Below are 14,284 nucleotides of genomic sequence, written 5' to 3' on the forward strand. Positions count from 1 at the left end.
GTACATTGTATCCCCCTTGCACAAGGGGGTATAAAATTGTGGGAAACGGCATAAAAACTGGCGTTAGTCCCCTTTGCGTTAGGGGGCTAACTTTTGCGCATAAATAAACAAATTTGATTGTAATATTTTTAAAAGAGTTAAACACAATATTAAATAAACTACTTGCTCGTGACGTCGCGTAACGTAATATAATAAATCCATAGGAGGCGGGAGTATGGAAAACAGAAAAAATAAATTACTTACAGTAGGTGAACTTGCTAGAAAGTGTGGTGTAACAGTCCGTACTTTGCAATATTATGATGAAAAGGGACTCTTGGTCCCAAGTGAGCACAGCGAGGGAGGGAGACGAATGTACAGCGGACGAGATACTTTACGCCTGCAACAGATTGTTTTTTTAAAATCCATGGGATTTTCATTAGAGGAAATACGAGACAGAATGCTTCCTGTTGAATCGGCTGCAGAATTGGAGCAGATATTTATAAAGCAGAAAGAAATACTTCTCGAGCAGATATATCATATTCAAGAAACAGTAAATTATATGGATAAAATTATTGATGAAGTTAAACAGGGTAATGAAATTGATATTGATAGACTACTGATCATTGTAAGGGCGGTTCAGAAGGGGAATCCTTATTCATTTATGTTTCGCTACATTAGCAAAAATCAGATGGAATATTTCTTTAATTGTATTGAAAGTGAAGAAGATGCAGCTAAACTCAATAAAAGCTTACAAGCACTTTCAGCAGAGTTTATTGAATTATGCAGTCAGAATGAAAAGCCAGAAGGTCTAAAGGGACAGGAGCTTGCGGGTAGGTGGTGGAATTTGATGATGTCACTGACTAAGGGAGATACTTCTTTTATTCAAGATTTGGCCAAAACAGTTAAAAATCAGATAAATTGGATGCCTGATGTCAAGGAGTTAAATGAAGCCACCATGCTATTTTTAAGAAGAGCAATTATTGCTTATTTAAAAAATAATAATATTAAACTATCTCAAGAAGATTAGAATAAAAAGGAGAGAATTGAAATGAGCATTAATAACACAGGCATATTGTCCGTGCCTGGAGCCAGCCTTTACTATGAGGTGCGTGGCTCAGGTCCGGTACTTCTTATGATCCACGGAGGAAATGGTGATGCCGATGTTTACCATGGCATAGCCGAGCAACTTTCATACAAGTACACAGTTGTAACCTATGACCGCGGAGGTTATTCACGCAGCAAACTAACTAATGAGAATGAGGATTACAGTATAAAAGTGCATAGTGAAGATGCTTATCGCCTGTTAACTGAATTGAATGCAGAACTGGCTTACGTATTTGGCAGCAGTGCAGGTGCTGTTATTGGGCTGGATCTGGCTATTCGTCATCCAGAGAAAATAAGTATACTGATTGCACACGAACCACCATTAACCCATCTTCTGTCTGGCGAAGAGCAAATTAAAGCAAGACAAATACAAGAAAATCTAGAAAATACAGCATGTAGTGAGGGAGCGATTCCTGCTATGAAGCAATTTGCATCAGTTCTGGGCATAAAGAGCTCTAACAACTCAGCATATATACCGAGTGCTGAGCATATGAAGCGTATGATAGAAAATATGAAATCTTTTGTTATGTATGAGGCTCCAGCCATTAGAAGACATATACTTAATTTAGAAGATCTCAGATTCATAATGAATACTTCGTCTTTGCGAATTGTTACGGGTTACGGCGGCCTTTCGCAAGGGACATTTCCTAACCTTTGTGCAATTGCGCTGGCTGAACAATTGAGAGTGGAAAATATGGAGTTTCCAGGAAATCATTTAGGTTATGTAAGTCATAGCAAAGAGTTCGCCGAAAGATTACATGATGCCTTGGAAAATGAAATGCTAAAAATAGAAACATAACTTTAACAAAGGATGTGATTAAATGTCTCATGAAAAACAAATGTATCAATATAATCATGATATGTCAAAAAAATTAATTCCAAAACTTATTGTAAATTGGCTAGTTCCACTGCTCACATATATGCTGCTACGTAATATTTTTTCTAACGATACAACCGCTCTTGCAACTGCGGGAGCCATTCCGGCCGTTTGGACTATTGTTTTATGGCTGTGGCACCGCCAAGTTAATTGGATTGGTATAATTGCTATCTTAGGTCTCTCTATTGCAATTGCTGTATCTGCATTATACGGAGGAAGTTCTTTACCATTAAAGATTTATCACCCGATAATAGCTGGTGCTGTAGGACTTATTTTCCTTATTTCTGTAGTCATAAGAAAACCGTTGATGATAGTATTACTAAAGAAATTTAAGGTTGGCGATTCGAAACGGTTCAGCAATCCTATAATCTACAGAAAAGTTACCATTGTCACTTCAGTTTTTGGGGCCCTATTACTTCTTGATGCAGTGATCCACATTATTTTGGCCCTCACTATATCCACAGAAACATATCTTATTATTTCGCAAATAATTATGATTACCATGGCTGCTATACTGTTCTTTACTTCAAAGTGGGTTATGAGACACAGGTTTTAAAATATAATTGTGTATAGATATTAATTTGAGTTTCAAGCTGTCCCCTTGATTTTAAGGAGCTAATAAATTAAGAAAAAGTTTAGATCAAATTAGAAGATAAAGGTTAGTGTTTTAGTCAGAAGTGTTATAAGTTCAGGAGATTAGGGAATAGCTTATTTAACATTAACTACATCACAAAAAGACACTTATCTAATGACAAATGCCTTTATATTGACATAACAAAATAAAAGTGATAAACTTAGTTCATGTCACTTTTATCGGCGATATAATATAATCCTCTAATTATATTATATACTATGGTAAAAACAATGTCAATAGGATTTTGAAAAAATATCACTTAATTATTTGTTAAAAGGGAGGGGTATATTATGAGCAAAAAGGATCTTGAATGGAAGCTTGAAAATGGATGGTTGCAGGAAGTGCTTAAAGAGGCTCAAAAGCAGCTTGATGAAAAACAGGATTTAAAAGAAAGATTAAAAAAGGATTCTATTGAAACCCAAAGAGAACTGTGGGAGGATATAGGTTCTATTTCTGTAAACAATGGTCTAGAACAGGTTGTAGATTTTATGCAATTTATCAATACAATGAAAATACAGAAAAGAAGCTATGAATTTACCAGAAAACTTGAAGAAAAATATGAGAGAATGCTTTTATCGCCCTATTTTGGAAGAATTGATTTCATTGAAAATGGTGAAGAGAAAGCTGAAAGGTGTTATATTGGAATCTCAAATCTCACTAATGATAGTTATGAGTTTCTAATATATGACTGGAGGGCACCAATCTCTAGTATGTTTTATGATTACGAAATCGGAGAAGCAAGTTATAAATGCCCTGAAGGAATTGTTGATGGAAGGCTAATGCTAAAAAGGCAGTACAAAATTAGCAATGGTAAACTTGACTATATGTTTGATAGTAATCTTAAGATAGATGATGAAGTGCTGCAGGATATGTTGAGTAAAAGTACTGATAGTAAGATGAAGGCAATAGTAACAACTATTCAAATGGAGCAAAACAAAGTAATTCGAAATGAGGAATACAAAAATTTGATTGTCCAAGGTCCTGCTGGAAGCGGAAAAACTTCTGTTGCTCTTCATAGGATTGCTTATCTTTTATATAAGCATCGGGAAAAAATAACTCCTCAAAATATAGTTATATTTTCCCCAAATGATATTTTTAATGATTATATTTCTAATGTATTGCCGCAGCTTGGAGAGGACAATATGTGTCAGACCACATTTAAGGAATACATGCATAAGGCATTAGGTAATGAGCTTATGATGGAAAGCTATTGCGAGATGATGGAATATATCCTCGTATCTAAAAAACAAGATTCCTACCAAAAGAGAATCAATAATATAAAATTTAAGTCTTCCATGGAATTTGTAGATATATTAAAACAGTATGTATCTTATCTAGAAAACATGGATAGAAATTTTACAGATATCATTTTTAGGGGTCATTTAATAATTTCATCTAAGGATATAGAAGAACTATTTTTTAAAGATTATGTACAACTTCCACTTAAAAGGAGGCTTCAAAAGATAAGAGAAAGAATTTTGTTTCTTGTAGAGCCTTATGAAAAACAACAAATGAAAGAAGTAACTGGCGAACTTGCGAGCTCAGATTCTTATATAGATAAAGTAGAGGCTATTGAGCGAAGTGAAGCCATTGTGAAGGACGAAATAAAGGGTATACACTATCAAATTAATAAAATGACGGAGTTTGATTTAGTGGATATTTATAAAAATCTTTTTGAAAAATTAGAGCTTTTCTTAAGAAAATCAAATACCAAATATAATGAGAAAAACATTGATGAAATCAAAAGCTATACCCTTGAAAGCCTAAGGAGTCGAATGCTTAATTATGAGGATCAGCCGCCCCTTTTATATCTAAAAGGTGCACTGGGAGATCTTCCTAAAACTTCAGAAATTAAATATGTTGTTATCGATGAAGCTCAGGACTATACACCACTGCAGTATGAGATTTTTTATCAGCTTTTTAAGTCTGCGAGTATGACCATACTGGGTGATTTACAGCAATCCATTAATCCATTTATGAACGTAGGAGACTATAACAATATATCTAATATATTCTCCAAAGATAGTACCTGCATAATAAATTTAACTAAAAGCTACAGATCTACAATGGAAATTACTAAGTTTTCAAGAAGGTTGCTTAATAAGGAGCTTACAGATGAATGCGTAGAAAGAAGTGGAGAGGAACCTTTAGTTCTCGGTTTTCAAAATGAAGAAGACATAAAATATAGAGTTCTTAATGATATTAAAATATACAAAGAAAAAGGATGCAAATCAATTGGTATCATAACAAGGACTGTAAGGGAAGCCCAGGAGGTATACAGTTTCCTAAAAGACAAGGTTCATGTTAAAGCTATAATGAAGGAAGATGATGAATATGTGAGTGATACCTTGGTAATTCCAGCTTACCTTGCTAAAGGATTAGAATTTGATGTGGTGCTTATTTATAATGCAGGGGGTGGAAATTACTGTTGTGAGGAAGAAAGACTGTTGCTTTATACTGCTTGCACCAGAGCGCTTCATGCTTTATGTGTATACTATTCGGGTGAAGTTACACCATTGCTAAGAGGAAGTTATTAAATTTATTACACAAAATAAAGAACTAAATTGGAAATACTACTAAAGAAGTGCAAGAAGAAGCAGAAAAGGTCTCAAAGTGGAACGACGGACAGCTTGCGAAAACAATTGATAGTCTGAATATAAATAAATTACCAAAGGAGGGGAATATATGAATTCATATGTACTTAACTTTCAGGAAATTGATAAAACAAAGCTTTCTATGGTCGGGGGTAAAGGCGCCAACTTAGGAGAACTATCCAAGACCGAGGAGATCCTAGTACCGGAAGGTTTTTGTGTTACCACAGAAGCATATAAAAAGGTAACCGAAAATAATCAGGAACTTATCTGTTTATTGGATGAATTATCCCATCTTAGAGTAGAAGATAGGGAAAAAGTTTATGAAGTTAGCAAGAAAGTTCGCGCGGTCATCGAAAGTATATCTGTTTCTAAGGATATAGCAGAAGAGATCATGGGTTATCTAACAAAGTTTGGTGAAAAAGAGGCCTATGCCGTGCGTTCCAGTGCAACTGCAGAGGATCTACCGACAGCATCCTTTGCAGGCCAGCAGGATACCTATTTGAACATTATCGGAAAGGAGGCAATACTAAAGCATATCAGCAAGTGCTGGGCATCGTTATTTACCGAGAGGGCAGTAATTTACCGACTTCAAAACGGCTTCGACCATCGTAAAGTTCATCTGTCTGTGGTTGTTCAGAGGATGGTGTTCCCGCAGGTATCAGGGATTTTGTTTACTGCCGATCCCATAACTTCTAATAGGAAAGTACTATCCATTGATGCTAGCTTCGGACTTGGTGAGGCTTTGGTCTCCGGGTTGGTGAATGCCGATACCTATAAAGTGAGTAACGGCAAAGTTATCGATAAGAAGATATCCACCAAGAAGCTGGCTATTTATGCTTTAAAAGACGGCGGTACCAAAGAACAGGAGATTGAGCTTGAGAAGCAGAATAGTCAAGCGCTCACCGATGAGCAGATTTTACAGCTTGAGTATATGGGCAGAAAGGTCGAAGAGCATTTCGGGTGTCCTCAAGACATCGAATGGTGTTTGGTAGATGATACATTTTATGTTGTCCAGAGCCGACCAATCACTACTTTATATCCCATCCCTGAAGCAAATGATAAAGAAAATCATGTTTACTTATCTGTGGGTCATCAACAAATGATGACTGATCCTTTGAAACCATTGGGAATGTCTTTGTTCCAGTTAACATCTTTTGGGCACAGGTTCAAAGCTGGTGGAAGGTTGTTTGTTGATGCTACACCTATCCTAGCTTCACCTGACAGCAGAAAAGTGTTATTAGATAGTATGGGACAACACGACCCACTTATGAAGGATGCGCTCATGACCGTAATAGAGCGAGATTTCATAAAACTTTTACCAAATGATAAAGAGGAACAGAGTAACCGTAGAAGCAATAAAAGTGTGTCCTCTGCGGATTCAAAACCACAAGTGGAAAATGACCCTACAATTGTTTCTGATTTGATTAAGAGTACTCAAAGGTCCATAGAAGAGTTGAAACAAAACATCCAAAGGAAATCAGGATCAGATTTATTTGATTTTATTCTAGAAGATATAAAGGAGTTAAAAAAGATTTTATTTGATCCAAAAGGTACAGCTGTATTTATGACTGCTATAAATGCTTCATCATGGATCAATGAAAAAATGAACGAATGGTTAGGTGAAAAAAACGCAGCGGATACCTTTTCTCAATCTGTACCAAACAATATTACTTCGGAGATGGGCCTGGCACTACTTAATGTGGCAGATGTGATTCGTCCTTATCCAGAAGTAATTAATTATCTGAAGCATGTAAGAGATGATAATTTTGTGGATAAATTACCTAAATTCCATGGTGGAAAGGAAATCCAAGACGCAATATTGTCTTATCTTGACAAGTACGGAATGCGATGTCCAGGAGAAATCGATATTACTAGACCTCGTTGGAGCGAAAAACCAACTACTCTTATCCTCGTGATTTTAAATAACATCAAAAACTTTGAGCCTAATGCGGGTAAGCGGAAATTTGAGCAAGGGCGACAGGAGGCTTTGGAAAAAGAACAAGAGTTATTAGAGCGATTGAAGGAGTTTCCGGATGGTGAACAAAAGGCCAAAGAAACAAAAGAAAGAATCGACCTAATCCGGAATTTCATCGGTTATCGTGAATATCCAAAATACGGTATGGTTAGCCGCTACTTTGTTTATAAGCAGGCTTTACTAAAAGAAGCAGAGCAACTGGTGGAAAAGAGCGTTATTCATGAAAAAGAAGATATATATTACCTCACTTTTCAAGAATTTCACGATGTGGTACGCACAAATAAACTTGATTATCAGATTATAAGCATTCGAAAAAATGAGTACAAATTATATGAAAAACTAACACCACCACGTGTTATCACCTCTGATGGTGAAGCACTCTCCGGTAAGTACAAACGAGAAAATCTCCCAGATGGCGCTATTGCAGGGCTGTCTGTTTCTTCTGGAGTTACAGAGGGGCGGGCGCGTGTCATCTTAAACATGGAAGATGCTGATCTAGAAGATGGAGATATATTAGTCACATCCTTTACTGACCCTAGCTGGACACCATTGTTTGTATCGATAAAAGGCCTAGTCACCGAAGTTGGTGGACTGATGACCCATGGAGCAGTTATTGCACGTGAATATGGTTTGCCAGCAGTTGTGGGAGTAGAAAATGCTACTAAACTGATAAAAGATGGACAGCGAATTCGCGTGCATGGAACAGAAGGGTTTGTAGAAATCTTATAATGGGGAAGGTGTTGTTTTCCTCCTTGAGAGTTAAATAAAATATGAAAGCTCCGAAGGCGGCCCAATAAGGGTCGCTTTTTCAGATGGAAAAAGTAATTACATGAGACAAATTCATAATATTATCGGCAGTGATCTTGGACAAGTTGAAACAGCTATATTAACATTACTTTTTAATATAGCATAAAGTTATGCAAGCAATTTATGTGCAATAAGTTGTATAATGTAGTTAGTACTTATCAGTATTAAAGTGCGAATATTAGAATTAAGAATAATGAATAAAGGAGTAAAATCTCTTATGAGATTTTATAATTTAAGGTGCTGTGCATCTAATAATTTAAGTGTTATTAAGGAGAATAAATACATGGCTGTAGATAATAATAAAGAACGAAAAAAGAAAATATACAGGATAGTGACAAGATTTTGCATAGCCATTATGATTTTGGCTGTTTGTTATTTCGGTTATTACAAATACCAGCAAAGTAAGATTAAGTTTCAATCACCAGAAGGTTTCTCCGTTAAAGTTAATACAAAAGATCTTACTGTAGTTGGGACAAAGTGGCTTGAAGCATACACTGAGCAATACCGAGGAAAATACGTGCCTAGAAATCAAAAGATAACTGAGTATTCTATTGATGGTATTGAAGTTAAAGAACCCAATGTAATTCAAGTTGATTTTTCCATTGTTATAAAGAAATTAGATAAAGGAAGTGCCTATAATTGGAATGGGGTTGTAGAGGAAAATAAAATTAAAAGTCAATGGGTTTTATGGTTTAAAGAAGAAACAAACTCTAAAGGGACTTTTACTTATACAGTAACCAAATTACAAAGACCTGCTGGATATGATTTGGAGAAATATCAAACCAGTGGTGAGAAGGGAAAAGACGAGTACAAACATGAGTATGAAGCTGAAATTCCTTATGAAAATCAGCAGTATACATATAAGATAGAAAAAAGAATCCTCTATGTAAGCTACGACAAGGGAAATGAATGGAAGGAAGTCCCTGTTCCACTAGAGACCTTAGTAGAAGTTGGAGATGGAAGGCCTTATTATAATAAATTGCAGGAAAAAAGCTATGTAATAACACCAGAAAAAACTGCATTTGTCTATGGAGGCACTAGGGAAAATTCTCTTATGATGGTCCATTCAGAGGATAGGGGAATCACTTGGGAAACATCTGAAATAAGTAAAAGCTTAGATAGTACAAGAGTAAAGTTTTGTAGTTTTCCAACAGCTACAGTAGGTTATGTCATTGCAACAGGTGGGAGGACTATGTCTCAAGAAGGGCAGATAATCTATAAAACAACAAATGGTGGTGACGCATGGAAAGAAGTAGGGAGTGGGCCTAGCACCTGGCTTTTACAGTCGGCTGGTTTTATAGACGAAAATGTGGGATTTATGAGTTATCCAAAGGTGGAAGGAGCGATAACCAATTTTTATAGAACACAAGATGGAGGCAAAACCTTTGAGCCAGTAATGCTGCCTGTTCATAAGGAAGAATGGATGGGCGTAACCCTTGAGCCTTTTATACAGCCAGAAACTCCTTATGTTGAAAATAACCAGTTGTTTCTTTTAGTAGGACAGGGGCAACAAGGTGATTTCAAGGGAGGTACTGTTATGGCAAAATACAAATCAGATGACAGGGGCAAAACCTGGAGGTTTGTGGAATTGGTGGAGCCGCCTTCTAAAGAAATAGGATAATATTCATTCTATTATCTTAAAATCATTGACAACTGGTGGGTTATATGATAATCTACGAAATAACAAAGTTTGAATTATAAATATTTGGTTTTGGAGTTGAAGAGGATGATATTCAAAGGAAGTTCTATGACAAAAGGACAAGTTGAATCGAAATTAAGCGAAGCAATAAGTAAATTTGAAATTGAACAAATGGGTAGAGGTCCTGAGAAAATTCGTACAATTATTCTTCAAGACTTGATTCTTATAAGGCTCAAAGGCTTTTTAAGCATGTCTGAGAAAAAGCTAGCTCACAACAAAGAAGGCGTTGAGCTAATAAAAAAGGTAAGAACTTCATTGTTTGAAAATGCTCGGGAAGAACTTGAAGCAGCAGTAAAATCAGTTATTGATGTGAATATTGTAAGTACCTATTCTGATGTGAGCACAAAAACAGGTGAAAAAATTATAGCAATAATTTTAGATAAGGATATAGAAGATTTTTTCAAAAAGTAATTTGGAAGACTTATTGAAAGGTTAAAAACCAGTCATAGAGTAAGCCGATAACAATTTTCCTAGTAGGGAGTTTTGTTATTGGCTTTTTTTATTTGATAAAAGAAGGAGGAACACGGATGGAAAACAAGTTGATTTTGGGAAAAAGTATGGAATCTGGTTTGAGATGGGCATATGTATTTTTAGGGATAATAATAATGATATGCTTTGGCACAGTTTATTCTTGGGGTATTTTCAGGATGCCTGTGGAAAAAGCTTTCAATATAGGTTCCACTCAAAGTGGTTTTCCCTATATGGCATCCTTGGCATTTTATGCGTTGTTTATGATGTTATCAGGAAGATATTTCAACAAATTCAGTCCAAGAGTAATTATTTTAACTGGATCATTGCTGTTATCATTTGGATGGATATTATCATCCTTTTCATCCAATATATATACTTTGACAATAACATATGGGGTTATTGGTGGTGCAGGAGTCGGCATAGCTTATGGCGTTCCTATAGCAATAGTAACAAAATGGTTTCCAGAAAAAAAAGGATTTGTTATTGGACTTGTTTTGTTAGGCTTTGGAGTATCACCATTGATCACAGCTCCACTTGCAAGACTTTTGATTGAAATATTCGGAGTTATGAGAACTTTTCTTGTATTAGGGATATCCTTTGGTATTATAATTCCTATTCTTTCCTGCCCATTTAAATACCCTTCCGAATTGGAAGCCGATGTACTAAAAGAAGTTATAGATAAAGATGATGAATCAAATGATATTGATACCAAGGAAATGATTAAGGTTGATAGTTTTAAAGGATTATATGTAAATTTTATTATTGGAACTACGATCGGATTAATGTTAATCGGACTGACAAACAATGTGGGTATAGAATTAATTGGGTTATCACAAAAGAAGGTTGCGCTGATGATTTCTTTATTCGCAATTTTTAATGGAATTGGAAGACCTGTATTTGGATGGATAACTGATAAGCTATCATCAAAAAAGGCAATGATAATTTCATATAGTCTTATTATTATAGCAGCATTGCTGATGTCTTTTGCAGACAGTGGCAGTATTGTTTTGTTTGGTATAGCGTTTTCGATATTCTGGTTTAATGTGGGAGGGTGGCTTGCAATAGTTCCAACTGCCACAGGAATGTTGTATGGAGCAAAGCACTATAGCCAAAACTATGGAGTGGTATTTACAGCCTATGGTATAGGAGCTATTTTAGGTGTATTAGGATCTGGATTGATTTTGGATATCTTTAAGAATTATTATTATATTTTTTATTTGGTAATAGGGCTTTGCTTTGCGGGTTGTCTCGTGACGTTTAAGTTAATTAAAGACTAAAGAAATTGCTATAAATATTCATGAAGTATTTATAGCAATTAGAGGATTTGGTGATGAAGAAAGTTAGGGATCTTGAAAAAGATGGGTACGGCAAATAATCGAATCTGAAGCATTGACAATTTAGTATGTGTTTTATGTTCCCTCAGACTGATTAGTTTGAGAGAATTTTGCTTTAGTATGTCTAACTTTTATGCACAATTAAACAAATGAATAAAAAGAAAAATAAATAATTGACAGAATATTTGCATCAGGTGTACAATATTAATAAACCGACGACGGTATATTAATTACAGTTATTCTAAAACACATTGAGATATAAAGGAAGGGTTATAGTGAAAGGAAAAAAATATTTAAAATGGGATATACATCACCATATTGTACCAGATTTCTACGTAGAAGAAATGAAGAAAATGGGGATGATGGAGTTTAATACTCTAAAATGGCCAAAATGGACCCCGGAATCATCCTTAAAGATGATGAATACTCTTCAAATTGAAAAAGCTTTTGTGTCAATATCTGCTCCAGGTATCTTTCTTAAGGACGCAGCATATAGCGAAAAACTTAGCAGAAGGTGCAATGAGTATATTGCTAAAATGGTGAAGGATTATCCAGGAAGATTTGGCGGATTTGCATCGGTAGCTTTACCAGATGTTACAAGTGCACTTAGGGAGGTAGAGTATGCATTAGATATTTTGAAACTTGACGGTATTGGTTTAATGTCTAATGTAAATGGCAAATATCTTGGAGATAAGGATTATCGTGAATTTTATTCTGAACTTAACAAACGCAATGCCATTATATATGTACATCCTAATGGAATAACTCATAGAGATGATCATCGATTTTTAAATCCTTTATATTTATGGCAAAACGATACAACAAGAACAGTCATTGACTTTATTAAAAGTGGTTATCACAGGGATTATCCCAACATACGATGGATTCTATCTCATGGGGGAGGTATATTATCACCCCTCTATGAAAGCATCGTACAGTCCCTTAAAGATGAAAATCCAAACATTGAGGCTGAGCTTAAGCAGTGGAAGTCCCAGGTTTTTTTAGATACCGCTTCAAAGGCTTATGATGAACAAATTCCACAGCTTCTTAATTTTTCTGATGGGCAGCATGTGTTATTTGGCAGTGATATTGGATGGGCCAATAAAATGGCAGCTACAGTATTAATCAAGAATTACAGCCAATTAGATGAAAAGCTTGGATTGAAGGAAAATGAAATCGAAGATATATTTATGGGAAATGCCAAGAGATTATTTGCTCAAAGTAAAGTACCAGTAAGTAAAGAAAATCAGACGCCTATAATTATTAAAGATTATAAGTCAGAAAAACAATCTAAAAAAATAAAGTACCACTATCACTGTGTTCCGAAAAGGGTAGTGGAAACAATAAAATCTATAGAACCATCTTTTGAGTTAAGTGACTTAAAGCTTTGGAATGAAGAAGAAACATTGGAATGGATGAGAGAAGAAGGATATAATAAAGTGATGTTATCTTTTGACTTGCCAGAATTATGGCAGATGTCAGGAAAAGATATTATGTGCATTTTAAGGGTTTACAATGAGGAGGTTTCAAAAATTCGCAATGGGAACCCCCAACACTTTGGGGCCTTCGGAGCAGTGGATATAAATCAACCGCTTCATACCATTAGTGAAATAGATTACTGCCTCGAAGAGCTAAAACTTGATGGCATTACCCTGTCAACCAATATAAATGAAACAAAATTTGATAAATTTTTAGATGACGCTATATTAAAAAGGTTATCTAACATTAAAGTACCAGTGATGATTCATCCTCAGGATAGTACAGGAATTCCTTTAATGAATGAAAATTACCTTGATGCTATATATTTTATGGCAAAGTCATTTTATTTGGGGGCATACGCAAGATATTTAAGTAATACACAGTTTATATTAACCCATACGGATAGCGTATTGCCTTATGTCTCACAGCCCCTCAATATATTATTTTATATGACAGTTAAAAAGCCAAGGGTATGGCTTTATCTAATTGACAATATGGTAAGAAATAACCCTAAGGGATACAAAGCTTTAATGAATATGATTGTTGATTAGGAGGAAATATTATGGCAAGATCTGCAGATAATCATGAAAACAAGAAAAAAGAACTACTGAAAGTTGCAGAAAAGCTTTTTTTAGATAAAGGGTACGAACAAACCAGTATAGATGATATTTTGAAAGAGAGCGGAATCTCAAAGGGAGGTTTTTATCATTATTTTAAATCAAAAGATGAAGTGCTTTCTGAAAGCATCAACAATATCATTGAAGAATCAATAGAATATCTAATGCCCACTGTAGAGGATAATAGACTCGATGCACTAGAAAAGTTTAAGCTGTTCATGAGAAAGAAATCCGAGTTTCAAAGTACGAAAATAGAATATGCAACACTCTTGGCTAGTATCTTACAATCTGATGTTGCACAGTACAAATATAGTTTAGCAATGTCACAGAAAATGGTAGAGCCTTTCGCTAAGATCATTGATCAGGGAGCTAAAGAGGGAGTGTTTCATGTGGATTATCCTCATGAGACTGCAGATATTTTGATACGGACAGTTACTAGTGTGGTACAGAGTACATCCTATGAGGAGTATTTGCATGATGAAAGAAAGCACCGTCAGTATTTACTTTCTTTGAGAAATTTAATAGCTAGAACTTTGGGTATCTCTCCAGAAGAATTTAGCCTGTATGATGAAGAGGCGAAGAAATAATAAGTAAAAAAGTGATACACACGTTGCAAGTTGAATAGTTCATATTGAAGTGTATTTTATGTCCCCTCAAACTGATTAGTTTGAGGGGGTTTTTATTTTTAGGGTCTAACTTGTATATAAAAATTAA

At 35.2% G+C, this 14,284-nt stretch carries 10 protein-coding genes; all 10 read left to right on the top strand.

All coding sequences use genetic code 11. The annotated features are described in order from the left end of the window. The first annotated feature begins 214 nt into the window (after nucleotides 1-214). The 10 genes from BSD9I1_RS17865 (at nucleotide 215) to BSD9I1_RS17910 (ending at nucleotide 14,157) form a co-directional block, all read left to right on the top strand. Nucleotides 215-1,006 carry a MerR family transcriptional regulator gene (locus tag BSD9I1_RS17865; RefSeq protein WP_186431448.1) on the top strand — a complete coding sequence of 264 codons (792 nt, stop codon included), beginning with the start codon at nucleotides 215-217 and terminating at the stop codon, nucleotides 1,004-1,006. A gap of 21 nt (nucleotides 1,007-1,027) precedes the next feature. Then, nucleotides 1,028-1,882 carry an alpha/beta fold hydrolase gene (locus BSD9I1_RS17870; RefSeq protein ID WP_186431449.1) on the top strand — a complete coding sequence of 285 codons (855 nt, stop codon included), beginning with the start codon at nucleotides 1,028-1,030 and terminating at the stop codon, nucleotides 1,880-1,882. A gap of 22 nt (nucleotides 1,883-1,904) precedes the next feature. Further along, entirely contained in the window at nucleotides 1,905-2,516 is a 612-nt protein-coding gene (locus tag BSD9I1_RS17875) for a VC0807 family protein (RefSeq protein ID WP_186431450.1), read from the top strand. Nucleotides 2,517-2,884: 368 nt separating this feature from the next. Next, nucleotides 2,885-5,131, top strand: a complete 2,247-nt coding sequence (gene helD, locus BSD9I1_RS17880; protein WP_186431451.1) for an RNA polymerase recycling motor HelD — start codon at nucleotides 2,885-2,887, stop codon at nucleotides 5,129-5,131. Between the two features lie 148 nt (nucleotides 5,132-5,279). Next, on the top strand, nucleotides 5,280-7,892 hold the full coding sequence (gene ppsA / locus BSD9I1_RS17885) for a phosphoenolpyruvate synthase (RefSeq protein WP_186431452.1): 2,613 nt from the start codon (nucleotides 5,280-5,282) through the stop codon (nucleotides 7,890-7,892). Between the two features lie 295 nt (nucleotides 7,893-8,187). Continuing rightward, the gene (locus tag BSD9I1_RS17890; protein ID WP_242966545.1) at nucleotides 8,188-9,591 is read left to right on the top strand and encodes a hypothetical protein; all 1,404 of its coding nucleotides are present in this window, start codon (nucleotides 8,188-8,190) and stop codon (nucleotides 9,589-9,591) included. A 105-nt stretch (nucleotides 9,592-9,696) separates the two neighbouring features. Further along, entirely contained in the window at nucleotides 9,697-10,080 is a 384-nt protein-coding gene (locus BSD9I1_RS17895; protein ID WP_242966546.1) for a DUF2294 domain-containing protein, read from the top strand. A 116-nt stretch (nucleotides 10,081-10,196) separates the two neighbouring features. After that, complete coding sequence (locus BSD9I1_RS17900; RefSeq protein WP_242966547.1) at nucleotides 10,197-11,417, top strand: OFA family MFS transporter; 1,221 nt, start codon at nucleotides 10,197-10,199, stop codon at nucleotides 11,415-11,417. A gap of 332 nt (nucleotides 11,418-11,749) precedes the next feature. Further along, entirely contained in the window at nucleotides 11,750-13,504 is a 1,755-nt protein-coding gene (locus BSD9I1_RS17905; RefSeq protein WP_186431453.1) for an amidohydrolase family protein, read from the top strand. An 11-nt stretch (nucleotides 13,505-13,515) separates the two neighbouring features. Beyond that, nucleotides 13,516-14,157 carry a TetR/AcrR family transcriptional regulator gene (locus BSD9I1_RS17910; protein ID WP_186431454.1) on the top strand — a complete coding sequence of 214 codons (642 nt, stop codon included), beginning with the start codon at nucleotides 13,516-13,518 and terminating at the stop codon, nucleotides 14,155-14,157. Nucleotides 14,158-14,284 lie beyond the last annotated feature (127 nt).

Source organism: Clostridium sp. BSD9I1 (assembly GCF_900185645.1).
Taxonomy (GTDB): Bacteria; Bacillota; Clostridia; order Clostridiales; family Clostridiaceae; genus Clostridium_AK.

Bases quoted from the DNA above. Each gene is read 5' to 3' on its own strand.
- BSD9I1_RS17865 (WP_186431448.1), top strand. From the start codon at position 215: ATGGAAAACAGAAAAAATAAATTACTTACAGTAGGTGAACTTGCTAGA.
- BSD9I1_RS17870 (WP_186431449.1), top strand. From the start codon at position 1,028: ATGAGCATTAATAACACAGGCATATTGTCCGTGCCTGGAGCCAGCCTT.
- BSD9I1_RS17875 (WP_186431450.1), top strand. From the start codon at position 1,905: ATGTCTCATGAAAAACAAATGTATCAATATAATCATGATATGTCAAAA.
- helD (WP_186431451.1), top strand. From the start codon at position 2,885: ATGAGCAAAAAGGATCTTGAATGGAAGCTTGAAAATGGATGGTTGCAG.
- ppsA (WP_186431452.1), top strand. From the start codon at position 5,280: ATGAATTCATATGTACTTAACTTTCAGGAAATTGATAAAACAAAGCTT.
- BSD9I1_RS17890 (WP_242966545.1), top strand. From the start codon at position 8,188: ATGAGATTTTATAATTTAAGGTGCTGTGCATCTAATAATTTAAGTGTT.
- BSD9I1_RS17895 (WP_242966546.1), top strand. From the start codon at position 9,697: ATGATATTCAAAGGAAGTTCTATGACAAAAGGACAAGTTGAATCGAAA.
- BSD9I1_RS17900 (WP_242966547.1), top strand. From the start codon at position 10,197: ATGGAAAACAAGTTGATTTTGGGAAAAAGTATGGAATCTGGTTTGAGA.
- BSD9I1_RS17910 (WP_186431454.1), top strand. From the start codon at position 13,516: ATGGCAAGATCTGCAGATAATCATGAAAACAAGAAAAAAGAACTACTG.